General features: G+C 73.1%; 15 protein-coding genes. 5 read left to right on the top strand and 10 right to left on the bottom strand.

Features of this window, described 5'->3' with window-relative positions; genetic code table 11:
• Window positions 1-34: 34 nt before the first annotated feature.
• Entirely contained in the window at window positions 35-1,213 is a 1,179-nt protein-coding gene (locus IF43_RS0117970; RefSeq protein WP_030201306.1) for a winged helix-turn-helix domain-containing protein, read from the bottom strand.
• Window positions 1,214-1,271: 58 nt separating this feature from the next.
• Window positions 1,272-1,967, bottom strand: coding sequence for a GNAT family N-acetyltransferase (locus IF43_RS0117965; protein WP_030201303.1), 696 nt, complete (start codon window positions 1,965-1,967; stop codon window positions 1,272-1,274).
• Between the two features lie 239 nt (window positions 1,968-2,206).
• On the opposite strand from IF43_RS0117965, the gene secA reads away from it, so the two are divergent.
• Window positions 2,207-5,008 (top strand): preprotein translocase subunit SecA, encoded by a 2,802-nt coding sequence (gene secA / locus IF43_RS0117960; protein ID WP_030201299.1) that lies wholly within the window; start codon window positions 2,207-2,209, stop codon window positions 5,006-5,008.
• Window positions 5,009-5,303: 295 nt separating this feature from the next.
• Here secA and IF43_RS0117955 read toward each other — a convergent pair whose 3' ends face one another.
• Window positions 5,304-5,720: an Rv3235 family protein gene (locus IF43_RS0117955; protein ID WP_234332279.1), complete on the bottom strand. Its 417-nt coding sequence runs from the start codon at window positions 5,718-5,720 to the stop codon at window positions 5,304-5,306.
• Between the two features lie 445 nt (window positions 5,721-6,165).
• Here IF43_RS0117955 and IF43_RS0117950 point away from each other — a divergent pair, with 445 nt between their 5' ends.
• The 3 genes from IF43_RS0117950 to IF43_RS0117940 all read left to right on the top strand — a co-directional run bounded on the left by IF43_RS0117950 (window position 6,166) and on the right by IF43_RS0117940 (window position 12,699).
• Window positions 6,166-6,666, top strand: a complete 501-nt coding sequence (locus tag IF43_RS0117950; RefSeq protein ID WP_030201294.1) for a hypothetical protein — start codon at window positions 6,166-6,168, stop codon at window positions 6,664-6,666.
• 68 nt (window positions 6,667-6,734) lie between these two features.
• On the top strand, window positions 6,735-7,397 hold the full coding sequence (locus tag IF43_RS0117945) for an HAD family hydrolase (protein ID WP_030201291.1): 663 nt from the start codon (window positions 6,735-6,737) through the stop codon (window positions 7,395-7,397).
• Window positions 7,398-7,755: 358 nt separating this feature from the next.
• Window positions 7,756-12,699: an NAD-glutamate dehydrogenase gene (locus tag IF43_RS0117940; RefSeq protein WP_030201289.1), complete on the top strand. Its 4,944-nt coding sequence runs from the start codon at window positions 7,756-7,758 to the stop codon at window positions 12,697-12,699.
• Between the two features lie 107 nt (window positions 12,700-12,806).
• Here the strand turns inward: IF43_RS0117940 and IF43_RS0117935 are convergent, their stop codons facing one another.
• Together IF43_RS0117935 and IF43_RS0117930 are read right to left on the bottom strand one after the other, a co-directional pair.
• The gene (locus IF43_RS0117935; RefSeq protein WP_030201284.1) at window positions 12,807-13,577 is read right to left on the bottom strand and encodes an ABC transporter ATP-binding protein; all 771 of its coding nucleotides are present in this window, start codon (window positions 13,575-13,577) and stop codon (window positions 12,807-12,809) included.
• A complete protein-coding gene (locus IF43_RS0117930; protein WP_051795586.1) occupies window positions 13,570-14,463 on the bottom strand; it encodes an ABC transporter permease in 894 nt (297 codons plus the stop codon). Before IF43_RS0117930 ends, IF43_RS0117935 begins: the two co-directional genes overlap by 8 nt.
• Before the next feature lie 286 nt (window positions 14,464-14,749).
• Between IF43_RS0117930 and IF43_RS0117925 the strand changes: the two genes are divergently transcribed.
• Complete coding sequence (locus IF43_RS0117925; protein WP_234332276.1) at window positions 14,750-15,379, top strand: TetR/AcrR family transcriptional regulator; 630 nt, start codon at window positions 14,750-14,752, stop codon at window positions 15,377-15,379.
• Between the two features lie 141 nt (window positions 15,380-15,520).
• Here the strand turns inward: IF43_RS0117925 and IF43_RS0117920 are convergent, their stop codons facing one another.
• From IF43_RS0117920 to IF43_RS0117900, 5 genes are all read right to left on the bottom strand, one after another.
• Window positions 15,521-19,126, bottom strand: coding sequence for a CDP-glycerol glycerophosphotransferase family protein (locus IF43_RS0117920; RefSeq protein ID WP_030201275.1), 3,606 nt, complete (start codon window positions 19,124-19,126; stop codon window positions 15,521-15,523).
• A gap of 293 nt (window positions 19,127-19,419) precedes the next feature.
• On the bottom strand, window positions 19,420-21,726 hold the full coding sequence (locus IF43_RS0117915) for a bifunctional glycosyltransferase family 2 protein/CDP-glycerol:glycerophosphate glycerophosphotransferase (protein ID WP_051795584.1): 2,307 nt from the start codon (window positions 21,724-21,726) through the stop codon (window positions 19,420-19,422).
• Between the two features lie 93 nt (window positions 21,727-21,819).
• The gene (locus tag IF43_RS0117910) at window positions 21,820-22,737 is read right to left on the bottom strand and encodes a carbohydrate ABC transporter permease (RefSeq protein WP_030201269.1); all 918 of its coding nucleotides are present in this window, start codon (window positions 22,735-22,737) and stop codon (window positions 21,820-21,822) included.
• Entirely contained in the window at window positions 22,734-24,002 is a 1,269-nt protein-coding gene (locus IF43_RS0117905; protein ID WP_234332289.1) for an ABC transporter permease subunit, read from the bottom strand. The genes IF43_RS0117910 and IF43_RS0117905 overlap by 4 nt, the downstream gene beginning before the upstream one ends.
• 86 nt (window positions 24,003-24,088) lie before the next feature.
• Entirely contained in the window at window positions 24,089-25,435 is a 1,347-nt protein-coding gene (locus IF43_RS0117900) for an ABC transporter substrate-binding protein (protein WP_234332271.1), read from the bottom strand.
• Window positions 25,436-25,664 lie beyond the last annotated feature (229 nt).

The raw sequence follows: 25,664 nt of genomic DNA, 5'->3' as shown, positions 1-25,664 counted from the left end.
CCCTCGGCAGGCCCCGTCGGCCGGTGGCGCGGCGTCAGTCCAGCGCGGCCAGCTCCGCCGTGACCGCCGCCGCCTCGGCCGGGGTCGCGGCGCGCTCGACGCGGACGTCGGAGCAGCCCACCCACTCCGCCGCCTCGCGCAGCGCGCGGGCCGTGGCGGGGGCCGCCTTCGGGGACTCCAGCGTCACCTGTCGGGCCACCAGGGTCTTCCCCTCGCGGGCCGGGTCGACGCGGGCGACCAGGTGGCCGCCCGAGAGCACGGGCATCGCGAAGTACCCGTACACCCGCTGGGGCTTGGGCACGTAGGCCTCCAGCCGGTGTGTCAGGCCGAAGACCCGCTCGGTGCGGGCCCGGTCCCAGACCAGGGAGTCGAACGGCGAGAGCAGCGTGGTGCGGTGCCGGCCGCGCGGGGGCGCGGCCAGTGCGGCCGGGTCGGCCCAGGCGGGCTTGCCCCAGCCCTCGACCTCGACCGGCACCAGGCCGGATTCGGCGACCACGGCGTCGACCTGCTCGCCCTTGAGGCGGTGGTAGTCGGCCAGGTCGGCGCGGGTGCCGACGCCCAGCGACCGCCCGGCCAGGGCCACCAGGCGGCGCAGGCACTCGGCGTCGTCGAGGTCGTCGTGCAGCAGTGCGTCCGGTACGGCGCGCTCGGCCAGGTCGTACACGCGCTTCCAGCCGCGCCGCTCCGTCACGACCACGTCGCCCGCGTCCAGCAGCCACTCCACCGCGATCTTGGTCTCGGACCAGTCCCACCACGGGCCGCCGTTCTTCGCCCCGCCCAGCTCGGTGGAGGTGAGGGGACCGTCCGCGCGCAGCCGGTCCAGGACCAGTCGGCACGAGGCGTCCTTGTCCTTCATCTTGTGCCAGCGGTAGCCGTGCGCCCGCTTGACCCGGCGGCGGAACGCGAAGTGCGGCCATTCCTCGATGGGCAGGATGCAGGCCGCGTGGGACCAGTACTCGAACGCGTGCTGCTCGGTCCAGTACGCCCGCTCCACCGCGTCGCGGCCGACGGCTCCCAGGCGGGCGTACGGGACGAGCTCGTGCGAGCGCGCCAGCACCGAGATCGTGTCCAGCTGTACGGCGCCCAGGTGGCGGAGCATCCCGCGCACCCCCGCCCGCCGGTCCGGCGCGCCGAGGAAGCCCTGGGCGCGCAGGGCGATGCGGCGCGCGTCGTCGGCGGACAGGGTCACGGTGGGCGGCGGCAGGGTCGTCATGGGCCGCACCCTACGGCCAGCCACTGACAACGGCGCTGACCTGGGACTACGCGGGGGTCTAGGCGGTCGCGACCGGCATCGCGGGCGCGGCCGGGGTGGTGGGCGCGGCGGGTGCGGCGGCCCGCTCGGGCGTCGGCAGGTACGGCATCCGGGACGGCAGCCCCATGTCGGAGGGGAGCAGCGAGGCGAGCCAGCAGTCGCGCAGGGTGCCGCGGTGCTCCATGCCGGAGCGCTGGACGCCCTCGATCGTGAAGCCGGCCTTCTCGGCCACGGCGCGGGAGGCGGTGTTGCCGATGCCGGCGCGCCAGATCAGGCGGTCGCAGCCGAGCTCGGTGAAGGCCCAGCGGGCCAGGGCCAGCACGGCCTCGGTGGTGTAGCCCCGGCCGCGGTGGCCGGCGACGGCCCAGAAGCCGATCTCGTACGAGAACTCCCCGCGGGGGTGGATGCCGAGGGTGGCGACCAGCGGGCCCTCGGAGGCGCCGGCCGCACCGGTGCCGTCGTCGCCGGCCGCACCGGTGCCGTCGCTGGCCCCGCGGCGCAGCCGCACCGCGAAGTTGTACTCGGAGCCCTCCCGCCACCGGTCGGGCGCGTTCTGGGTGACGTATTCCACGGCGTCCTTCTCCTCGTAGGGGACGGGCACCGGGATCCATCGCTGGATCTCCGGGTCCTGGCAGGCCGCGTGGGTCTCGGCGACGTCGGCGGGCACGTGCGGGCGCAGGACGAGGCGCTCGGTGGTCAGGACGGTCGGTTCCATGAACGGATTATCCGGTCGTCGGGGGAGGTCGACGAACAGTTTTCGGGGGAGATGGGGGGAGACCGGCACCTTCCGGGTCCCCCGTACGTTCTCATTCCGGGCGCCCGCTGCTCTGCGGCGACGGCGGACCTCCCGGCGCGACCACGTCCTCGCTTACGATGGCCGTTGCGGTGGGGCCCACCTGCCGTGCCCGTGTACGAACCAGTGCCCAGGCCCGACCGGCAAGGAGACCAGCCTCAGTGTCCGTCCTCACCAAGCTCATGCGTGCAGGCGAAGGCAAGATCCTGCGCAAACTGCACCGCATCGCGGACCAGGTCAACTCCATCGAAGAGGACTTCGTCAACCTCTCCGACGCCGAGTTGAAGGCCCTCACGGAGGAGTACAAGGAGCGGTACGCGAACGGCGAGAGCCTTGACGACCTGCTCCCCGAGGCGTTCGCGACCGTCCGCGAGGCGGCCAAGCGCGTCCTCGGCCAGCGCCACTACGACGTGCAGATCATGGGTGGTGCCGCGCTGCACCTCGGCTACGTGGCCGAGATGAAGACCGGTGAGGGCAAGACGCTCGTCGGCACGCTCCCGGCGTACCTGAACGCGCTGTCCGGCAAGGGCGTCCACCTGATCACGGTGAACGACTACCTGGCCGAGCGCGACTCCGAGATGATGGGCCGCGTCCACAAGTTCCTGGGCCTGAGCGTCGGCTGCATCCTGGCGAACATGTCGCCGGCCGAGCGCCGCGAGCAGTACAGCTGCGACATCACCTACGGCACCAACAACGAGTTCGGCTTCGACTACCTGCGCGACAACATGGCGTGGTCGCGCGACGAGCTGGTGCAGCGCGGCCACAACTTCGCCGTGGTCGACGAGGTCGACTCCATCCTGGTCGACGAGGCCCGTACGCCGCTGATCATCTCGGGTCCGGCCGACCAGGCCACGAAGTGGTACGGCGACTTCGCCAAGCTCGTGACCCGCCTGACCAAGGGCGAGCCGGGCAACCCGCTCAAGGGCATCGAGGAGACCGGCGACTACGAGGTCGACGAGAAGAAGCGCACCGTCGGCATCCACGAGTCCGGTGTCGCCAAGGTCGAGGACTGGCTGGGCATCGACAACCTGTACGAGTCGGTCAACACGCCGCTCGTCGGTTACCTGAACAACGCCATCAAGGCGAAGGAACTGTTCAAGAAGGACAAGGACTACGTCGTCATCGACGGCGAGGTCATGATCGTCGACGAGCACACCGGTCGTATCCTCGCCGGCCGCCGCTACAACGAGGGCATGCACCAGGCGATCGAGGCGAAGGAAGGGGTGGACATCAAGGACGAGAACCAGACCCTCGCCACGATCACCCTGCAGAACTTCTTCCGCCTCTACACCAAGCTGTCCGGCATGACCGGTACGGCCATGACCGAGGCCGCCGAGTTCCACCAGATCTACAAGCTGGGCGTCGTGCCGATCCCGACGAACCGGCCGATGCAGCGCAAGGACCAGCCGGACCTGATCTACCGCACCGAGGTGGCCAAGTTCGCGGCCGTCGTCGACGACATCGCGGAGAAGCACGAGAAGGGTCAGCCGATCCTGGTCGGCACCACCTCGGTCGAGAAGTCCGAGTACCTCTCGCAGCAGCTCGCCAAGCGCGGCATCCCGCACGAGGTCCTGAACGCGAAGCAGCACGAGCGCGAGGCCTCGATCGTCGCCCAGGCCGGTCGCCGCGGCGCGGTCACGGTCGCCACGAACATGGCCGGCCGCGGTACCGACATCAAGCTCGGCGGCAACCCGGACGACCTCGCCGAGGCCGAGCTGCGCCAGCGCGGCCTCGACCCGGAGGAGCACATCGAGGAGTGGGCGCACGCCCTGCCCTCGGCGCTCCAGAAGGCCGAGGAGGCCGTGAAGGCCGAGTTCGAGGAGGTCAAGTCGCTCGGCGGCCTGTACGTCCTCGGCACCGAGCGCCACGAGTCGCGCCGTATCGACAACCAGCTGCGCGGCCGCTCCGGCCGTCAGGGCGACCCGGGCGAGTCCCGCTTCTACCTGTCGCTGGGCGACGACCTGATGCGCCTGTTCAAGGCGCAGATGGTCGAGCGGGTCATGGCCATGGCCAACGTGCCGGACGACGTGCCGATCGAGAACAAGATGGTGACGCGCGCGATCGCGTCGGCCCAGTCGCAGGTCGAGACCCAGAACTTCGAGACGCGCAAGAACGTCCTGAAGTACGACGAGGTGCTCAACAGCCAGCGCGAGGTCATCTACGGCGAGCGCCGCCGCGTCCTGGAGGGCGAGGACCTGCACGAGCAGGTGCGCTTCTTCATGGACGACACCATCGACGCGTACATCGCGGCCGAGACGGTCGAGGGCTTCGCGGAGGAGTGGGACCTGGAGCGCCTGTGGGGCGCCTTCAAGCAGCTCTACCCGATCAAGGTGACGGTGGAGGAGCTGGAGGAGGCCGCGGGCGGCCGGGACGGCATCACCGCCGAGTTCATCGCCGAGTCCGTCAAGGACGACATCTACGAGCAGTACGCGGCCCGCGAGAAGCAGCTCGGCTCCGACATCATGCGCGAGCTGGAGCGCCGGGTCGTCCTGTCGGTGCTGGACCGCAAGTGGCGCGAGCACCTGTACGAGATGGACTACCTGCAGGAGGGCATCGGCCTCCGCGCCATGGCGCAGAAGGACCCGCTGGTCGAGTACCAGCGCGAGGGCTTCGACATGTTCAACGCCATGATGGACGGCATCAAGGAGGAGTCCGTCGGCTACCTGTTCAACCTGGAGGTCCAGGTCGAGCAGCAGGTCGAGGAGGTGCCGGTGTCGGACGCGGCCATGGCCGACGCCGTGCCGGCGCAGGACTCGCGCCCGGAGATCCGCGCCAAGGGCCTGGACGCGCCCCAGCGGCCGGACCGGCTGCACTTCTCCGCCCCGACCGTGGACGGCGAGGGCGGCGTCGTCGAGGGCGACTTCGAGGACGGCGGCGCGGGCCTGGGCGACGGTGACGGGCTGACGCGGGCGGAGCGGCGCAAGGCGGCGAAGGCCGCGGGCGGGCGTCGCCGCAAGAAGTAGCTCACGCACGCTGCGTGGGTGGGGGTCGGGGCCGGTACCGCTCGGGTACCGGCCCCGGCCGCGTTCGGGGGCTCCGGGGGGTCCGGGGGGTCCGGGGGGTCCGGGGGGTCCGGGGGGTCCGGGGGCTCCCGGAGGCTCCCGGGGGATCCCCAGGGGGCTTCGTGGGCTGGTTGCCGTCGTGTGTCGGCTGCCGGCCGTTGCCCTGCCGGGCCGGTCCCCTGCCCGCCCTTCCACCGCTTCCCGGGCCTTCGCCCGGCCCCCGCCGCCTTCGAACGTCGGCCGGGGAGTCGGTCAGTCAGGGTCGGGGGCCGATTTCCACCGCGGCGCAGCGCCACCGGTGGTCGGGGCCGCGCTCCAGGCGGAAGGCCATGGCGGTGACGCGGTCACCGGCCGCGATACGGGCGAAGGCCTCGAGGACCCCGGGCACCGGCGCCCGCCAGTCGCACCGGCTGACCCGCGGCCGGACCCGGGACGCCGGTCGCAGGGGCGCCCCCGGAGCGAGGTCGATCAGCTGGTCGTAGGCCGGGGCGACGGTGTGTCCGAGCATCCAGTGCACCGGTCGCTGCCCGCTCAGTACCGCCAGCAGCCGCTCCGCGAACCAGTCGTGCGGCCGGATTCCCCGCACCGCGGCCCCCGTGGAGGGCAGGGCCGCCGGCCGGGCGGGGCCGCCCACGGCCACGGGCGCCGGCGGCGGCGTCCCCTGGCGCGGCACCCGCGGGTCGCGGGGCCGCCGCTGGTCGTGGCGCCCGCCCGGGCGGGTCGGGTCCGTCCCCGCCCGGGTCCCCCGTCCGCCGGGCCGGCTCGGGTCCGCCCCCGTCTGCCGTCCCCGTCCACCCGGCCTGGTCCCGTCCGTCGCCATGCGCTGTCCCCGTCCGCCGGGCCCGGCCGCGAGTACCGGGCAGTAACTTGGTCGGGGATCTTCTACGGGCCGCAGACGTCCCCCGCAACGCGGTCGGGGCGGCCCGGCGGTCGCCTGCCGGGTTCACCTATCCGCGTGACCGCGGCCGTGTCGCGGCTGGTCAGACCCGTTCCGGAGGGGACGGAAGTGGACGGCCGCAAGGCCGGGGTCCGCACCACGAAGGGGGACGGCCGCACGTATCCTGAGGGCGCCCGAACGGCGACGACGACTACCGAGACGACTACCGAAAGCGGCGGCCATGCGCGTGTACGTCCCCCTGACCCTTCCCGGTCTCGCCGAGGTGCACGCGGCGGGCGAGCTGGGCCCTGCGCCGCTGCTCGCGTACGCCGTGACCCCGTCCCTGCGCGAGTGGTACGTCTCGGACGACATCGAGGAGCTGGAGTACGCGGCCCTCAGCCGTGCCGCGGCCGCCTCGCTGCGGATGCTCGCCGGCAACCCGGCGGCCGCCCGCCGCCGGGTGGTGGTGGCCGTGGACGTGGAGGACAAGGCCGCCAGCCCCGTGCAGGGCATGGACGAGGCCACCCTGGGCGAGGTGCGGATCGCGGGCTCCGTCGCGCTCAAGCGGGCCGCTGCCGTGCACGTCGACGCCGACGACGCGGTGGCGGACATCGCGGCCGCCGCGGACGCCCTCGGCGCCGCCGATCACGGCGACGACGACGCCCAGTTCACCGTGGACGGCGCCGAGGACCACGAGCTGCTGTGGTTCGGCGTGCAGGAGATCCCCAACCTCGTGCAGTGACCGGGCCCGGGTCCCGGCCCCGCCCCCCCTGACCATCGCGTCCGCACGCGACGGGTACCGTCAGGGGCATGGGGACGCACGCACCGCACATCGTGTGGGACTGGAACGGCACGCTGCTGCACGACATCCACGCAGTCATCGACGCGACGAACGCCTCGTTCGCCGAGCTCGGCCTGGAGTCGATCACGCTGGAGCGCTACCGCGAGCTGTACTGCGTGCCCGTGCCGAAGTTCTACGAGCGCCTCATGGGCCGCATGCCCACCGAGGCCGAGTGGCTCGTCATGGACGACGTCTTCCACCGGCACTACTGGACCTTCGCCGAACACGTGGGCCTCACCGACGGCGCCCGTGAGCTGCTGGCCGGCTGGCAGGAGCAGGGGCTGACGCAGTCCCTGCTGTCCCTCGCCCCGCACGAGCGGCTCGTACCCCTGGTCCGCACCCACGGCATCGACCGGTACTTCCTGCGCGTGGACGGCCGCACCGGCCCCTCGCACACCAGCAAGGCCGGCCACCTCGTGCGCCACCTCGCCGCCCTCGACGGCGTCGAGGCGGCCCGTACGGTCGTCATCGGCGACGCGGCCGACGACGCCGCGGCCGCGGCGCACGTGGGTGCCCGCGCGGTGCTCTACACCGGCGGCTCGCACAGTCGAGCCAGTCTGGAAAGGGCGGGCGTCCCCGTGGTCGACACCCTCGCGGAGGCCGTGGCCACCGCCGCTGAACTGGCTCAATAGCGAGCTCGAGGGGCACTGGGCCCGCCGTCGCTGTCCAGAGTGTCAAAGTTACCGCCAGGGTTTTGTACACATGCAGCTCATGACGCGGTGGGGGGAAGGCGAGATAGCCTAGGACCCGTGATCAGCGCGATATCCCTCGGGGGCAGCGCAGCCCCCGGCCTGCGCCCGGCACGCCTACGCGTCCGGGCAGTCGCTGATTCCCGCTGCCGGAAGCCCTCGCCGATCTTGGCTGATTCCTTTCCGGCCGCCCTTTCCCACGGCATAGCGTCGAACGGGGCCGGACATCCCGTGTCGCGGCGCTGCGCCACACCCTTCTTCCCTTACGTCACGCAACGGCGCGCGACAGGAGCCAGAGGACATGCAGACCAAGCTGGACGAAGCAAAGGCCGAGCTGCTCGCACGGGCCGCCCGGGTCGCTGAGAACAGCCCGGTCGGGGGGACACTTCCGACTGGGTCCGAGCAGAGGGAGCGGCCCGACGAGGGCACCTTGCTCTCGTACCTCCAGCGTTACTACCTGCACACCGCACCCGAGGACCTCCTGGACCGGGACCCGGTCGACGTCTTCGGTGCCGCCCTTTCTCACTTCCGGCTCGCCGAGAACCGCCCCCAGGGCACCGCGAACGTCCGCGTGCAGACCCCCACGGTCGAGGAGAACGGCTGGACCTCCAGCCACTCGGTCGTCGAGGTCGTCACGGACGACATGCCCTTCCTCGTGGACTCCGTCACCAACGAGCTCTCCCGCCAGGGCCGCGGCATCCACGTCGTGATCCACCCGCAGGTCGTCGTCCGCCGCGACGTCACCGGCAAGCTCATCGAGATCCTCGGCCCCGACTGCGACGCGCACGGCCCGAAGACCGCCCGCCCGCACGACGCGCTCGTCGAGTCGTGGATCCACGTCGAGACCGACCGCGAGACCGACAAGGCCGACCTCAAGCAGATCACCGCCGACCTGCTGCGCGTCCTGTCGGACGTCCGCGAGGCCGTCGAGGACTGGGAGAAGATGCGCGACGCCGCGCTGCGCATCGCCGACGGCCTGCCCGAGGAGCACGTCGCCACCGACCTGCACGAGTACGAGGTCGAGGAGGCCCGGGAGCTGCTGCGCTGGCTCGCCGACGACCACTTCACCTTCCTCGGCTACCGCGAGTACAACCTGGTCGACGGCGACTCGCTGGCCGCCGTCCCCGGCACCGGTCTCGGCATCCTGCGGGCCGACCCGCACCACGGCAAGGAGGACGGCCACCCGGTCTCGCCGTCCTTCAACCGGCTGCCCGCCGACGCCCGCGCCAAGGCCCGCGAGCACCGCCTGCTGGTGCTGACCAAGGCCAACAGCCGCGCCACCGTGCACCGCCCGAGCTACCTGGACTACGTCGGCGTCAAGAAGTTCGACGCCGCGGGCAACGTCGTCGGCGAGCGCCGCTTCCTGGGCCTGTTCTCCTCGGCCGCGTACACCGAGTCGGTGCGCCGCGTGCCCGTCATCCGCCGCAAGGTCGCCGAGGTCCTGGAGCTGGCCGGCTTCGCGCCGTCCAGCCACGACGGCCGGGACCTGCTGCAGATCCTGGAGACCTACCCGCGCGACGAGCTGTTCCAGACCCCGGTCGAGAAGCTCCGCGAGATCGTCACCTCCGTCCTGTACCTGCAGGAGCGCCGCCGGCTGCGGCTGTACCTGCGCCAGGACGAGTACGGCCGCTACTACTCGGCCCTCGTGTACCTGCCGCGCGACCGGTTCACCACCGGCGTCCGGCTGCGCCTGATGGACATCCTCAAGGAGGAGCTGAACGGATCCAGCGTCGACTTCACGGCCTGGAACACCGAGTCGGTCCTCTCCCGGATCCACTTCGTCGTCCGCGTCCCGCAGGGCACGGTGCTGCCCGACCTCACCGACGCCGACGCCGAGCGCATCGAGGCCCGCCTGGTCGAGGCGGCCCGCTCCTGGGCCGACGGCTTCCAGGAGGCGCTGGTCAACGAGCTGGGCGAGGAGCGCGCCGCCGAGCTGATGCGCAGCTACGGCGACGCCTTCTCCCAGGGCTACAAGGGCGACCACTCGCCGCGCGCCGCCGTCGCCGACCTGGTCCACCTGGAGCGGCTCAAGGCCACCGACAGCGGCTTCGCCCTCTCCCTGTACGAGCCGGTGCACGCCGGGGCCGGCGAGCGCCGCTTCAAGATCTACCGCCGGGGCGAGCAGGTCTCCCTGTCCGCGGTCCTGCCGGTCCTCCAGCGCCTCGGCGTCGAGGTCACCGACGAGCGCCCGTACGAGCTGCGCTGCGCCGACCGCACCCAGGCGTGGATCTACGACTTCGGTCTGCGGATGCCGGCCGTGGGCGGCAACGGCGACCTCGGCGAGGACGCCCGCGAGCGCTTCCAGGAGGCCTTCGCCGCGGTCTGGATGGGCGAGGCGGAGAACGACGGCTTCAACAGCCTCGTGCTGAGCGCCGGGCTGACCTGGCGGCAGGCCGTCGTCCTGCGCGCGTACGCCAAGTACCTGCGCCAGGCCGGCTCCACCTTCAGCCAGGACTACATGGAGGACACCCTCCGCAACAACGTCCACACCACCCGGCTGCTGGTCTCGCTCTTCGAGGCCCGGATGTCCCCCGGCCGCCAGGCCGCGGGCACCGAGCTGATCGACGCCATGCTGGAGGAGCTGGACGGGGCCCTGGACCAGGTCGCCTCGCTCGACGAGGACCGCATCCTGCGCTCCTTCCTCACGCTCATCAAGGCGACCCTGCGCACCAACTTCTTCCAGACGGACTCGGCGGGCCAGCCGCACTCCTACGTCTCGATGAAGTTCGACCCGCAGGCCATCCCGGACCTGCCGGCCCCGCGCCCGGCGTTCGAGATCTGGGTGTACTCGCCGCGCGTCGAGGGCGTCCACCTGCGCTTCGGCAAGGTCGCCCGCGGTGGCCTGCGCTGGTCCGACCGCCGCGAGGACTTCCGTACGGAGATCCTCGGCCTGGTCAAGGCGCAGATGGTCAAGAACACCGTCATCGTGCCGGTCGGCGCCAAGGGCGGCTTCGTCGCGAAGAACCTGCCGGACCCGTCGGTGGACCGCGACGCGTGGCTGGCCGAGGGCATCGCCTCGTACAAGATCTTCATCTCGGCGCTGCTCGACATCACCGACAACATGATCGCCGGCGAGGTCGTGCCCCCGAAGGACGTCGTCCGCCACGACGAGGACGACACGTACCTCGTCGTCGCCGCCGACAAGGGCACCGCGACCTTCTCCGACATCGCCAACGGCGTGGCCGAGGCGTACGGCTTCTGGCTGGGCGACGCGTTCGCCTCCGGCGGCTCCGCCGGCTACGACCACAAGGGCATGGGCATCACCGCCCGCGGCGCCTGGGAGTCGGTCAAGCGGCACTTCCGCGAGCTGGGCCACGACACCCAGACGCAGGACTTCACCGTCGTCGGCGTCGGCGACATGTCCGGTGACGTGTTCGGCAACGGCATGCTGCTCTCCGAGCACATCCGCCTGGTCGCCGCCTTCGACCACCGGCACATCTTCCTCGACCCGACCCCGGACGCGGCCGTCTCGTACGCCGAGCGCCGCCGCCTCTTCGAGCTGCCGCGCTCCTCGTGGGCGGACTACGACACGGAGCTGCTGTCAGCGGGCGGCGGCATCCACCCGCGCTCCGCGAAGTCCATCCCGATCAACGCGCACGTGCGCGAGGCCCTCGGGATCGATGCCGGCGTCACCAAGATGACCCCGGCCGAGCTGATGCAGGCGATCCTGGGGTCCCCCGTGGACCTGCTGTGGAACGGCGGCATCGGTACGTACGTCAAGGCCAGCACCGAGTCCCACGCGGACGTCGGCGACAAGGCCAACGACGCCATCCGCGTCAACGGCGGCGACCTGCGCGTCAAGGTCGTCGGCGAGGGCGGCAACCTGGGCCTGACCCAGCTCGGCCGCATCGAGTTCGCCCGCACCGGCGGCAAGGTCAACACCGACGCCATCGACAACAGTGCCGGCGTGGACACCTCGGACCACGAGGTGAACATCAAGATCCTGCTGAACGCGGTGGTCGCGGACGGCGACATGACCCTCAAGCAGCGCAACAAGCTGCTCGCGGAGATGACCGACGAGGTCGGCCGCCTGGTGCTGCGCAACAACTACGCGCAGAACACGGCCCTGGCCAACGGCAGCGCCCAGGCCCCCAGCCTGCTCCACGCCCAGCAGCGCTTCATGCGCCGGCTGTCGCGCGAGGGCAGGCTGGACCGGGCGCTGGAGTTCCTGCCCGCGGACCGGCAGATCCGCGAGCTGCTGAACAGCGGCAAGGGGCTGACCCAGCCCGAGCTGGCCGTCCTCCTCGCCTACACGAAGATCACGGCGGCGGACGAGCTGATCCACACCGACCTGCCGGACGACCCGTACCTGCGCCGCCTGCTGTTCGCGTACTTCCCGCAGGCCCTGCGCGAGCGGTTCCCCGAGCAGATCGAGGGCCACGCGCTGCGCCGGGAGATCATCACCACGGTGCTGGTCAACGACACCATCAACACCGGTGGCTCGACCTTCCTGCACCGCCTGCGCGAGGAGAGCGGCGCCTCCCTGGAGGAGATCGTCCGGGCGCAGCTCGCGGCCCGCGAGATCTTCGACATGGCCGAGGTGTGGGACGCCGTCGAGGCCCTGGACAACCAGGTCGCGGCCGACGTCCTGACCCGGATCCGGCTGCACTCGCGCCGCCTGGTCGAGCGCGGCACCCGCTGGCTGCTGAACAACCGCCCGCAGCCGCTCCAGGTGACCGAGACCATCGAGTTCTTCCGCGAGCGGGTCTCCACCGTCTGGGCGGACCTGCCCAAACTGGTGCGCGGCGCGGACCTGGAGTGGTACCAGCTCGTCCTCGACGAGCTGACCGAGGCGGGCGTGCCGGACGAGCTGGCGGTCAAGGTCGCGGGCTTCTCCTCGGCCTTCCCGACGCTCGACATCGTCGCGATCGCCGACCGCGTGGGCAAGGACGTGCTGTCGGTGGCCGAGGTGTACTACGACCTCGCCGACCGGCTGGACATCACCCAGCTGATGGACCGGATCATCGAGCTCCCGCGGGCCGACCGCTGGCAGTCCATGGCCCGCGCCTCCATCCGCGAGGACCTGTTCGCCGCGCACGCCGGGCTCACGGCCGACGTGCTGTCGGTGGGCAACGGCAGCGCGACCCCCGAGGACCGGTTCAAGGCCTGGGAGGAGCAGAACGCGGCGATCATCGGCCGGGCGCGCACCACGCTGGAGGAGATCCAGGGCTCGGACGACTTCGACCTGGCGAACCTGTCGGTGGCGATGCGGACGATGCGGACGCTGCTGCGGACGCACAGCTAGTCGCTGAACGCCCCGAGGGCCCCCGGACCACCGCGGATGCTGCCGCGGTCCGGGGGCCCTCGGCGTCCCGGGGGGTCGCCGGCGTACGGCCTCACCCCGCCCGGGCCCTACTTCTTGCGCGTGAAGGCCTCGTACGCGTCGCAGACCTCCTTGGTGGGGCCGTCCATGCGCAGGACCCCCGACTCCAGCCAGATCGCCCGGTCGCAGGTCTCGCGGATGGTGCCGATGCCGTGGCTGACCAGGAACACCGTGCCGGCCTCCTTGCGCAGCTCCTCGATCCGCTGCTGGCTGCGCCGCTGGAAGCGGGCGTCGCCGGTGGCCAGCGCCTCGTCGATCATCAGGACCTCGTGGCTCTTGGCGGCGGCGATGGAGAAGCGCAGCCGGGCCGCCATGCCCGAGGAGTACGTGCGCATCGGGAGGGAGATGAAGTCGCCCTTCTCGTTGATGCCGGAGAAGTCGACGATCTCCTGGTAGCGCTCCTGGATCTGCTGCTTGGTCATCCCCATGGCCAGGCCGCCGAGCATGACGTTGCGCTCGCCGGTCAGGTCGTTCATCAGGGCCGCGTTCACACCGAGGAGGGAGGGCTGGCCGTCGGTGTAGATCCGGCCGGCGGCGGTCGGCAGCAGGCCCGCGATGGCCTTGAGGAGGGTGGACTTCCCGGAGCCGTTCGAACCGATCAGGCCGATCGCCTCGCCCTTGTAGGCGACGAAGCTGACGCCCCTGACGGCGTGCACCTCGCGCACGCCCGGGCGCTCGCGGCGGCTGACGATCCGGCTGAGGGCGGAGGTGGCACTGCCGCGGCCGCCGCCGGCCCCCTGCACCTTGTAGACGACGTGCACGTCGTCGGCGATCACGGTGGGGATGCGGGTGTCAGCCACGGCCGTACTCCTCCTCGGCCTTCCAGAAGTAGACGAAGCCGCCGACGCCCGCAAGCAGGGCCCAGCCGACGGCGAGGGCCCAGGCGTGGTGGGGCAGCCGGCCGGCGTGGAAGCTGTCCAGCAGGGCGAAGCGCATGAGGTCGATGAAGAGGGCCGCGGGGTTCCACTGGAAGGCGAGCAGGACCGCCTGCGGCGCGTGGTGCTCCTGGAGGGTGTGGCTGATGTTCCACATCACGCCGGAGGCGTACATCCACGTGCGCAGCACGAACGGCATCAGCTGCGACACGTCCGGGGTCCGGCTGCCGATCCGGGCCATGACCAGGGCGCAGCCCGCGCAGAAGACCGCGAGCAGCAGCAGCGCGGGAAGGGCGAGGAGCCAGGACGGCCGGGGCGGCTGGCCGAAGGCGAGCAGGACGAGGACCAGGGCGCCCATGGTGACCAGCAGCTGCTGGAACAGCTGCACGACGGTCGAGAGGGGCAGCGCGGCGCGGGGGAACTGCAGGGCCCGTACGAGGCCCAGGTTGCCGGAGACCGCGCGGGTACCGGAGTTGAGGGCACCGGAGAGGAAGTCCCACACGAACACGCCGGTGACCAGGTACGGGATGAACTGGGGGGTGTCCTGCCTGGTGTCCAGGACGACGCCGAAGATCAGGTAGTAGACGGCGGCGTTGAGGAGCGGCGTCATCAGGTGCCAGACCTGGCCGAGCCGGGCCGTGCTGTACGTGGCGTTCATCCGGGCCGTGGCGAAGGCGGCGACGAACTGGCGGCGCCCCCACAGCTGGCGGGCGTACGCGGACAGGCCCGGGCGCTCGCCGCTGACGCGCAGCCCGTGTGCGGCGGCCAGCCGTGCGGCTCCGGGGGACGGGGGCTTCCTCGGCAGTCGCACCCGGGTGGGGCCGGGCGGGGCGGAAGGGGGTGGTGGCGCGGTCGTCAGGCTCACGAGGAGGTCGCTTTCGACGGTCGGCTGGGGTGGCGCGGCTGGGGTGGTGCGGCTGGGGTGGTGCGGATGTGTGGCGCGGCTGGGGTGGTGGGTGCCGCGGTGTGGTGCGGCGGTGGTCGCGCGATGGTGACGACGGGACGGGTCCGTATCGTCGCTACGTGGAGGGTAGGGCGCTCTCACGTCGGGACGCAACCGTATCGTCGTGACGAGAGCCCCCGCTATGCTCGTGCGCATGACCACCGAGCCCGCCGCCGCCCCGCAGTCCGCCCGCCGTGCGCCCGCCGGAGCGGCCGTCCTGCGCGAGGACGTCACCGAGGCGATCCGGGCCGCCGTCTTCGAGGAACTGGCCTCGGTCGGGTTCTCCAAGATGTCCATCGAGGCGATCGCCCGGCGCGCCGGCGTCGGCAAGACCGCCGTCTACCGCCGCTGGCGCTCCAAGCTCCACCTCGTCCTCGACCTCGTCTCGGCGTTCGCCGCCCAGGGGCTGCCCGCGCCGGACACGGGCTCGCTCCAGGGCGACGTACGGGCGCTGCTCGAGGTCATGGCCCAGCTGCTGCGCCACCCGGTGGCCTCCCAGGTGATCCCGGACCTGCTGGTGGAGTCCGCCCGCAACCCGGAGATCGCCGAGGCGGTGCGAGGGGTGCTGACGCAGGGCCAGGAGGGCATCGCGGCGGACGTCGTACGGGCCGCCGTCGCGCGTGGCGAACTCCCCGCGGGGACCGAGCCGGCGCGGGCGCTGGACCTGGTGATCGGACCGCTGTACTGGCGTCTGGTGGTGATCCGGGAGGACCTGCCCCCGGGGTACCTCGACGAACTGGCGTGCGCGGTGGTGGCCGGGCTGGGGGCCGTCCCGCGGGTGTGACGGGCGGGACGGGCGTGCGGCTGTGGCGGGCGTGCGGGTGTGTGGCTGGGCGCGCACTGTTCACCGGTGGGCGGGCATGGGCGGTCCGGGCTCAGGTAGGTCCGGGGCCCAAGGGGTTCCGGGTCCGGGGGTTCACCGGGTTCACGGAGCCATCAGCCGGTCCGCCACGCGGGCGGCCGCCCGGCCGTCGTCCAGGTCGCAGTACGCGGACCGGAACGAAGCGTAGGCGTCCGCGTGGCGGGCGCGGACCGCGGGTGCCTCGCGCAGGGCCGCGCACAGTTCGGGGGTGGTGCGCAGCAGCGGGCCCGGGGCCTGCCGTTCCAGGTCGAGGCTCAGGCCGCGCACCCGGTCGCGGTAGTCCTCCAGGTCCGGGGTGTGCAGCAGTACGGGTCGTCCCGTGAGCGTGAAGTCGCACATCAGGGAGGAGTAGTCGGTGACCAGCACGTCGGCCACCAGCAGCAGGGCCGCCGGGTCGGGGAGCCAGGAGACGTCCCGCAGGAACGGGGTGCGCGGGAGTGCCGGTCCGGTGGCCAGGGGGTGCCGGCGCACCAGGACGACGTGGTCGGAGCCCAGGGACCGTTCGAGCTCCGGTAGGTCCAGGTGGCGGCTCGGGTCGAAGCCGAACGGGCCCTCGGCCGCGGTGGGTGTGCCGGCCTCGCCGTGCGCGAGGTGGTCGCGGAACGTGGGGGCGTACAGCACGACCGTGGCCCCGGCCGGGAGGTCCAGCGTCCGGCGCAGTTCGTCCGCGGCCTTCTCCCGGTCGGGGGCCAGCAGCAGGTCGTTGTGCGGGGAGCCGGCCTCCAGCACCTCGCCGGCGTGGCCGAGTGCCCGGCGCAGCACGCCGGTGGCGAACCGGCTCGGCGAGACCAGCACCGACCACTGGCGGGCCAGCCGGGGCAGCGCCTCCAGTCTGCGGTGGTCGGCGTAGAGCCCGCCCGTCAGGTCGGCGCCCACCCGCTTGACCGGGGTGCCCTGCCAGAGCCGTACGACGGTCTGCTCCGCCCGCTTCTCGAACCAGTCGGGCAGGTCGGCGGCCGTCACGATCCGGCGGGACCGGGCCAGTGCCTCGTACCAGGCACCGCTGTGCAGTTCGACGGGCGTGGCCGACGGCGGCGGGTCCAGGCGCTGGTCGTGGGTGACCCAGAGGTGCTCCACCTCGGTGCCGCGGCGCAGCAGTTCGGCGTGTACGGCGCGGGCCGCCGGCGACTCGGCGTACAGCACCGCGTCGTGCAGGGGCCGGGAGCGGTGCGCGGGGTAGTGGGCGGTCTGCAGGATGCGCTGGCGGTACGGGCCCCGCTCGGCGCGCGGCAGCAGCGAGCCGGCGGTGAGGTGGAGCCGGTCGCCGTGCCGTCGGCCGACCGTGAACTCCCGGACGCCGACGGTGAAGTGCAGCGGCAGTTCCTGGGCGGTGGTGGCGAGCATGCGCAGCCGGTGCTCGGTGCCGCTGGGCTCGCGCAGGTACGCCGCCCACTCGCCCTCGCGCAGGCTGCGGGCGGGGGTTCCGGCGCTCGTGGCCCTCCGTGCCCCCGCCCTCCGGCCCGTGGGCCCGCCCCCCGGCGCGAGGGACGCCGTGAACCTGCCGCGCACCGGGGCCAGCGGCACGAGCAGTTCCTCGTGGAGTGCCGTGTGCCGCAGCACCAGCTCGGCGGCCGTCACCGCGGGCGGGCAGGTGCCGGCCAGGGTCAGGGTGCCCGTGTCCGGGTCCCAGGCGGCGGAGTCCAGCAGGGGCCGCTCCGTGACCTCCAGGGTGAGCCGCCCGTACGGGTCCGTGAGCACGCACAGCGGGTAGCGTCCCGGCGTCAGCGCGGGCGAGGCGGCCAGTTCGGCCGGGGTGCCGTCCTCGCGCACCAGCTCGGCCGTCCACACCTCGCCGTCCGGGGCCGGCAGCGACTCCGGCCGGCGGGCGGGTGCGGGCGGGGCGTCGTACAGCAGGGCGGGGTCGAGCAGCGCCGTGAAGGACGGGCCGTCCACCGCCACGGGCACCACCACGGCCTCCCCGCCCGGCCGGCCGACGCGCAGCTGGGCCGGGGCCTGCGGGCCGCTGGCGGGCGCGAAGAGCGTGCCGGACAGGGCCAGCCGGCCGTCCGGGCGCAGTTCGTGGCCGGTGACCAGGCCCGCGTACGGGCGTACCCGCAGCACCGCCCGGCCGTCGGTGAAGTCCAGGGTGACCCGGGTGCCCAGACCCCGGTCGAAGACCAGCGGCTGGGCCTGGCCGGGGTCCAGGGCCCGGACGGCCGCCCGGCGCAGCCCGCTGACCACGCCGATGTGCCAGTCGCCGGCGCGCAGCGCGTGCGGGTCGACGATCATGGAGAAGCCGGAGCCGTCGTAGTTGTGGCGGCTCTGCCCGGACTGCTCGGTGGCCTCCGCCGCCACGGTGCTGCGGGTGGGCACCAGGCGCAGCCGCCGGCCCGAGCGCAGCACGCCGGTGCGCAGCGGGAGCCGCGGGGCGGCCGCGCCGAGGTTGCGGATGTACGCGTAGCCGGTGAGCCGCAGCCGGCCCTCGGGCAGCCACGTGGCGGACAGCAGCCGGGCCACCACGGGCAGGTCGGTGGCGCCGCGCAGCCGGGTCGTGGCGGTGGGCAGCGGCACGCCGGGGAAGACGGCGTGGTGGCGGCGGACGTCGAAGACCGGGCCCTCGGCGATGAGGTCGAGCAGTTCGGGCACCCGGCCCTCGCGCACCAGCTGGTACTGGGCGCGCAGGTCCACCGGCAGCCCGTCGGTGATGTCCGGGCCCGCCCGGTCCAGGAAGGCGGCCGTGCCGGCCAGCAGGGTGTCGCGGTACTCGGGGCTGCCCTCGGGGAGCCGGCGCAGGAACCGCATGAAGTCGTCGCGCAGGCAGGAGGCGTCGTACGTGCGCTGGTGGCCGGTGGAGCCGGTGGGCGCGGTGCGGGGGCGGGCGAGGGCCTCCATGGAGGACCGCCCGTACGGTCGTACGTACGTGCGTCCGAACGGGCCCGCCTGCGGCGAGCGCGGTACCGACCCGGGCCGGGGGCGGTCGGTGCCCGCGGCGGTGGCGGCCTCGGACCGGGCCAGGAACTCGCTGATCTCCTCGCAGGCCGTGATCCGGTCCCGCACCCCCGCCACGTCCGCGCCCCGGTGCGCGAGCGAGCCCTCCCGGACCCGCCAGTAGTACACGTGGCCCTGGAGCACGTCGACGGAGTCCGCCAGGAAGTGGGCCGGGATCGTGACCGGGGCGTCCTCGTAGAGCCGGCCCTCGGGGAAGGCGAGGTCGTGCCGGTCCCAGAACGATCTGCGGAACACCTTGTTCCAGGCCCAGCGGTCCGTCAGCAGCTCCCACTGCCGGGTGATGTGGGTGGCCTCCAGGTCGTCGCGCAGCCACCGGTACTGCCAGGACTGCTCGCACTCGCGGCCGCGCATCCGCCACACGTTGCCCGTCGCGAAGTCCGAGCCGGTCCGGTCCAGGCTCGCCAGCATCCGCTCGTACGCGTCCGGCGCGACCAGGTCGTCGCTGTCGACGAAGGTCAGGTACGGGACCCCGGGCGTGGTGTGCCGGACGCCGGTGTTGCGGGCCGCGGCCGGGCCGGCGTGGGGCTGGCGGACGTACCGGAAGCGGCTGTCGCGGTTGGCGAACCGGCGCGCGATCTGCCCGCTCTCGTCCGTCGACCCGTCGTCGACCAGCACCGCCTCCAGCGAGGGCTCCGTCTGCCCCGCCACCGACCGCAGGCACGCGAGCAGGTACGGGGCCACGTCGTGGACGGGGATGACAACGCTCAGGCGGGGCTTCAAAGGTGCTGCCTTCCGGGACGAAGGGTCAGAAATGCGTTGAAGGGGGCGAAGGTTACGGTTCTCGCGCAACCTCAACCCGTCCGGAGGCCGCGCGTCACCCGAACTGGGCCGAACGGGGCAGCGGGAACACCCCGCCGGCGCTCCCCGATGGGCCGCCCGAGGGGTGCCGTCCCGAGCCCGCCGTCCTCCCCGCCCCGCCTTCCGTGCCCGGTGCTGCCCGTACGACGACGGCCCGTGCCGACCGCGCCGCACGTCCTTCGACGCGGGTGACGCGGGTGACGCGGTCCGGCCGGTCAGTCCAGCGTCAGGCGGTCGTAGGCGGGGGTGGCGCGGCGCTGGCCGGGGGTGGTGGGGCCGGTGCCGGGTGCGGCCGGGGCGGGACGGCGCTCCTCGAGGGGGACGAACGGGGGCAGGCCGGTGGTCTGGCCGAGGAAGACCCGGCGGACCACGCGCTCGGCCGCGTGGCCGTCGTCGTACGGGCAGAACCGGGTGCGGAACGCGGCCCGCAGCTGCGCCGAGCGGGAGCCCTTCCAGTGGCCGGTGGCGAAGATGTCGACCAGCTCGTCCTCGGTGCGGGCGATCGCGCCCGGCGGGAAGGAGCGCAGGTCGAAGTACGTGCCGCGGGCCGCCTCGTACGCCTCCCAGTCATCGGCGTGGACCACGATCGGCCGGTCCAGGCAGGCGTAGTCGAACATCAGGGAGGAGTAGTCCGTGACCAGCGCGTCGGAGGCCAGGCACAGCTCCTCCACCGAGGGGTGGTCCGAGACGTCGACCAGCCGCGGGTGCGGGTCGCGGCCGAGCGGGCCGCCGTACGCGCGGTGGGCGCGGGCCAGGATCGTGAAGCGCGGGCCCAGGTCCCGCAGCACCCGCTCGAAGTCCAGGTGGTCGGGGCGGCTGCGCCGGTAGTCGCGGTGGGTGGGCGCGTACAGGACCGCGGTGGTGCCGGGCGGGATGCCGAGCCGTTCGCGGACCGCCAGCACCTCGGCGGGGCCCGCCCGGTGGAAGACGTCGTTGCGCGGGGAGCCGTACTCCAGGGTGGTGTACGCCGCGGGCAGGGCCTTCTCCCACACCAGGGTGGAGTGGCGGTTGCCCGACAGCAGGTAGTCCCACTGGTCGGCGCCGCGCAGCAGCCCGGCGAAGCCGGCGGCCGGGGCGGCGGCCGGGCGGTCGACCAGGTCCAGGCCCACGCGCTTGAGCGGGGTGCCGTGCTGGGTCTGGAGCAGCACCTGGCCGGGCCGGCGGAGGAACCGGGGATCGACGTCGGTGTTGGTGACCAGGTACCCGGCCCGGGCCAGCGCGCTCCAGTGGCCGGCCGAGCCGGGCCGCAGCCGGGCGGTGGCGGCGGGCACGGTGGCGTCGTGCTCGGGGCCGCAGATCCAGGCGGTGCGGAACCGGGGCGCGAGCTCGCGCAGCTTCTCCTCGACGGCGGCCGGGTTGCAGGCGTAGCCGCCGTGCCCGTACGCGGAGAACACCGCGAGGTCGGAGCGCAGCGGGAGCAGGCGCTGGAGCCGGTAGTGCAGCAGCAGCAGGCGGTCGCGCAGCGGCCCGCCCAGCGCCCGGACGCGCGTGCGGGCGCGCAGGAACGCGGCGCGCGCTGTGGTCAGGGCGCGGTACGTGTCGTGGTTGCCCAGCCGCACGAGGGCGTGCCGGACCCGGGCGCCGCGGGCGGGTACGGCGCCGGGGACGGGTACGGCGCCGGGGACGCGGTAGCGGCGCAGCTGGGCCCGGGCGCGGCGGAAGAACTCGCGCCGGGAGCCGCGCGGGAGGCGGTCGGGGGCGGAGTACAGCCCGGTGAGGTGGTCGGCCATGCGCCGGTAGAGGAGGGGGCGCCAGCGCTCCAGCTCGGGGCGGCCGGCGAGGAAGGCGAACACCCGGTCGTACTGGGCGAAGACGTCGAAGTGGCGGCGGGTGCCGGTGGACAGGATCGAGCCGGTGCGCCGCTGCCGCTGGTGGACGCACACCCGGTCCAGGACCGCGAGGGAGGCGGCGGTCATGAGCGCCGGGTACGTCCAGGGGAGGTCCTCGTACAGGCCGGGCGGGAAGGACAGTCCGGCGCGCTCGATGAACTCGCGCCGGTAGGCCTTGTCCCCGAGGGGCATCACCGGGCCGAGCAGGTCGGGCCGGTCGGTGAGCCGGAAGCTGGCGGGGCCGTCCTCGCGGAGCCGGCCGGCGGGCCCCTCGCGGACGGTCTCGCCGGTCCAGTGGGTGCGCGCGTGGTCGTAGACGAGCACGTCGGGGGAGCCGGTGGCCTTCAGGCGGTCGGCGACGGCCTGGAGCGCGCCGGGCACCAGGGTGTCGTCGGCGTCGAGGAGGAGCAGGTAGTCGCCGGTGGCCCGGGCCAGGCCGGCGTTGCGGGCCGCGCCGGGGCCGAGGTTGTGCGGGAGGTGGACGGCCGTGACGCGGGGGTCGCGGGCCGCGTACCGGTCGATGATCTCGCCGCAGGCGTCCGGGGAGCAGTCGTCCACGGCGATCACTTCGAGGTCGGTGTACGACTGGGTCAGGACGGATTCCAAGCTCTCCTGGAGGTAGGCCTGGACCTTGTACGCGGGCACGATGACGCTGAACCGGGGCACGGCACATCCAGGGGTCGGCGCGGGCATATTGCCCAGGAACCGCTGGTCGGGTGATCGGGTTACGCGGGGCGTGGCAACCGGGTTACCCGTCCGATTACAAGATCGCCCCGCCCCGTTCCCCTACTTGACGGCGCCGGCCAGCACCCCGGTCACGAACTGCCGCTGGAACGCGAAGAACACCACGAGCGGCACCACCATCGAGATGAACGCCCCGGGCGCCAGCACGTCGATGTTGTTGCCGAACTGCCGGACCTGCTGCTGCAGCGCGACCGTGATCGGCGGCCGGGTGGAGTCGGCGAAGACCAGCGCGACCAGCATGTCGTTCCACACCCACAGGAACTGGAAGATGCCCAGTGAGGCGATCGCCGGCCCGCCCAGCGGCAGCACCACCCGTGCGAACAGGCGCAGTTCGCCGGCCCCGTCCAGGCGGGCCGCCTCCAGCAGCTCGCGCGGGATCTCGGCGAAGAAGTTGCGCAGCAGGAACACCGCGAAGGGCAGCCCGAACGCGGTGTGGAACACCACCACACCGGCCGTGGTCTCGAACAGCCCGATGGCGCCGAAGAGTTCCGACACCGGGATCAGCGCCACCTGCACCGGCACCACCAGCAGCGCCACCACCACGAGGAACAGGGCGTCGCGGCCCGGGAACTCCAGCCACGCGAAGGCGTACCCGGCGAACGCCCCGAGGGCGAGCACCAGCAGCGTGGCCGGCACGGTGATGAGGACGGTGCTCACCAGGGAGCGGGTGATCCGGTCGTCGGACAGCAGGTGGGCGTAGTTCTCGGTGGTCAGCCGTGCGGGTGCGGTCAGCACCTGCCACCAGCCGCCGGAGCTGAGGTCGTCGGGGGCCAGGAACGAGGAGGCCAGCAGGCCGATCGTGGGGAGCAGCCAGAACGCGGCCGCGAGCACGAGGAAGACCCGCGTCCCGCCGCTCGCGGCGCGCGCCGCCAGCCGGGTGACGACGCCGCCCCGGGACGGGGCGGCGGGCGCCGCGGCCCGGGCCGGCCGGCCTCCGGTCGCCTGCGGTACGGCACTCATCGGCGGGCCTCCCGTCGCATGCGGCGGATGTTGAACCACATCACCGGCACCACCAGCACCAGCAGCAGCACCGCGATCGCCGAGCCCACGCCCTGGTCGGCGTCGGTGCCGAAGGAGGTCCGGTACAACTGCAGGGCCAGTACGTTCGCGTCGTCCTGCACCGAGCCCGGAGCGATCACGAACACCAGGTCGAAGATCTTCATCACGTTGATCACGAGGGTGACCAGCACCACCGCGAGCACCGGCGCCAGCAGCGGCACCGTGACCCGCCGGAACACCTGCCACTCGTTGGCGCCGTCCACCCGGGCCGCCTCCAGCAGTTCCCGCGGCACCGCCGCCAGCCCGGCCGCGATCAGCACCATCGCGAACCCGGCCCACATCCACACGTACGCGCCGATCACCGCGGGCGTCACCAGCGCCGGGCCGAGCCACTCCACGCCCGCGTACGGCTCGCGGAAGTTCGCCGCGGGCAGCCGCAGCACCGCCCCGTCGGCGGCCGCGGGGAGCGTGAACGTGCCGTCCGCGCGGGCCTTCGTGGCCGCCACCACGCGGCCGTCCCGGACGGCCTCGACGCGCATGCCCGCGTACCCGGACTCGCGCGGGTCCACCGCGTCGCGCCGGCCCCCGCCGCCCCGGGTGAAGTCCTGCCACGTCGTGCCGGTCACCTTCCCGGACTCCGCGGCCGCCGGCCGGGCCGGCCGGGTGCCGTCCGGCAGCGCCTCGGGCGGTACGCCGACCAGCGGGAGCAGCACCGGCACCCCGGCCCGTACCGGCGCCCGCGTCACGTACCCGCCGCCCGGGGCCGGGACCAGGGAGGCGTCCGGGCGCGGCCGGGCCCGCGGGAACGCCGAGGACGGGGCGAACGTGTCGTGCACCCCGACCCACACCGCGTTGGCCACGCCCCGGTCCGGGTCCTGCTCGTAGACCAGCCGGAAGATGATCCCCACCGCCAGCATCGAGATCGCCATGGGCATGAACACCAGCAGCTTGAACGCCGTGCCCCAGCGCACCCGTTCGGTCAGCACCGCGAAGACCAGGCCCAGCGCGGTGGCCACGACCGGGGCGACGACCACCCACACCGCGGTGTTGCCCAGTGCCGTGCGGGTGGCCTCGTCGGTGAACAGCCTCCGGTAGTTGTCCAGCCCCGCGAACCGGTCGCCCGTACGGTCGAACAGGCTGCGGTAGACGGAGTAGCCGATGGGGTGCACGACCAGCGCCCCGAGCAGCACCAGCGCGGGCAGCAGGAACAGGGCGGCCACCGTCAGCCGCCGGTTCCGGGCGGCCCGCCGCGGGTCGCGGGGGGCCGTCCCGGGGACGGGCGCGGTCCGTTCCGGAGTGCCGGACACGGGGATCAGTGCCCGTAGGCCTTGGCCGCGTCGGACTCCAGCCGCGCCTGGGTCCCGGCGATGTCCTTCGGGTTCTTCAGGAAGTCCTGCAGGGCCTTCCACTCACCGGCCCCCGGGGTGCCGCCGAAGGACGCCGGGGCCTGGTCCGACATGTCGAAGCGGAAGTCGTCGCCGGCCGATACCAGCGCCTTGGCGATGCCCCGCTGGATGTCGTCGGGGTAGGCCGCCGGGTCCAGGTTCCGGTTCGGCGAGATGAACCCGCCCTCCTTGGCCCACACGGCTGCCGCGTCCGGGGAGGCCAGGAACGTCAGCAGCGCCTGCGCCCCCCGGGAGGGCTTCAGCGCCACCGCCATGTCACCGCCGGAGACCACCGGCGCGTCCTTGCCGACCGCCGGGAACGGGAACACCTTCGCGTCCGTGCCGATCTTCGCCTGGGTCTGGGCGATGTTCACGGCCACGAAGTCGCCCTCGAACACCATCGCCGCGCCCGGCCGGTCGCCGCCCGTGAAGGTCTGCGTCACCGACTTCGGGAACTCCGTGGCCAGTGCGCCGCTCTGACCGCCCGCCAGGAAGTCCTTGCGGCCGAAGAGCTGGGCCAGGGTGGTCAGGGCCTGCGTGACGCTCGGGTCGGTCCACTTCAGCTCGTGGCGGGCCAGCTTGTCGTACTTCTCCGGGCCGGCCTGGGAGAGGTAGACGTTCTCGAACCAGTCCGTCAGGGTCCAGCCGTCCGCGCCGCCCACCGACACCGGGGGCGTGCCGGAGGCGGACAGCTCGTCGGCGGCCTTGAGGAACTCCTGCCAGGTGCGCGGGGTCCCGGAGATGCCCGCGTTGTCGAAGGCCCGGGTGTTGTACCAGACCAGCGACTTGTTGGCGGCCTTGAAGTACACGCCGTACTGGGTGCCGCCGACCTGGCCCAGCTTCTTCCAGCCGTCGGCGTAGTTGTCGTCCAGCTGGGCCTGGGCCTCCTTGCCCACGGGCTGGGCCCACTTCTTCTCCACCGCCTGGGCCAGGGCGCCCACCTGCGGGAGCAGGGCCACGTCCGGCGGCTGGCCACCGGCGATCTTGGTGCCGAGGAAGGTGACGATGGGGTCCTGGGCCGGGACGAAGGCGGTCTTCGCCCCCGTGCGCTTCTCGAACTCCTTCAGCACCTTGGTGAAGTTGGCCTGTTCCGGTCCCGTCCACACCGCGGCCACCGACACCTGCTGGCCGGTCAGGTCCGGTAACCGGACCGTCGTCCCGGCGCCGGTCGCACTCGGTGACCCGCTCCCGCTCGGCCCGCTGCTGCCGCCGTCGCTGTCGCAGGCGGTGAGCACGAGCGCCCCGGCGGCGGCCAGCACCACCCAGGCACGCACGCCCGTGTTCCCGCGGACGCCGTTTCGGTTTCGGTTTCGGTCTCGGCTTCGCACGTGACTGCCCCCGTCTCCCGGAATTCCGATCCCCCAGGTCTACGCCCGCCCCCACGACGACGCAATACCGCGTCCGGGGGGCGTCTGCCGCGGCGTGCTCCCCCTCGGGGCCGCACCCGGCCAGTCCCCACGCCTCAACCGGGCCCACCGCAAAGGAGCGCCCACCAGGCCGGCA

The sequence above is a fragment of the Streptomyces sp. NRRL S-87 genome (genome assembly GCF_000719335.1).
Taxonomy (GTDB): domain Bacteria; phylum Actinomycetota; class Actinomycetes; order Streptomycetales; family Streptomycetaceae; genus Streptomyces.
Note: the sequence above shows the minus strand (reverse complement) of the source record. Positions and strands in the feature narration are given on the sequence as shown.

What these genes read in the sequence shown, in the direction of transcription:
- IF43_RS0117970 (WP_030201306.1), bottom strand. Translation starts at nt 1,213, where the DNA reads ATGACGACCCTGCCGCCGCCCACCGTGACCCTGTCCGCCGACGACGCG.
- IF43_RS0117965 (WP_030201303.1), bottom strand. Translation starts at nt 1,967, where the DNA reads ATGGAACCGACCGTCCTGACCACCGAGCGCCTCGTCCTGCGCCCGCAC.
- IF43_RS0117950 (WP_030201294.1), top strand. Translation starts at nt 6,166, where the DNA reads ATGCGCGTGTACGTCCCCCTGACCCTTCCCGGTCTCGCCGAGGTGCAC.
- IF43_RS0117945 (WP_030201291.1), top strand. Translation starts at nt 6,735, where the DNA reads ATGGGGACGCACGCACCGCACATCGTGTGGGACTGGAACGGCACGCTG.
- IF43_RS0117940 (WP_030201289.1), top strand. Translation starts at nt 7,756, where the DNA reads ATGCAGACCAAGCTGGACGAAGCAAAGGCCGAGCTGCTCGCACGGGCC.
- IF43_RS0117925 (WP_234332276.1), top strand. Translation starts at nt 14,750, where the DNA reads ATGACCACCGAGCCCGCCGCCGCCCCGCAGTCCGCCCGCCGTGCGCCC.
- IF43_RS0117915 (WP_051795584.1), bottom strand. Translation starts at nt 21,726, where the DNA reads ATGCCCGCGCCGACCCCTGGATGTGCCGTGCCCCGGTTCAGCGTCATC.
- IF43_RS0117910 (WP_030201269.1), bottom strand. Translation starts at nt 22,737, where the DNA reads ATGAGTGCCGTACCGCAGGCGACCGGAGGCCGGCCGGCCCGGGCCGCG.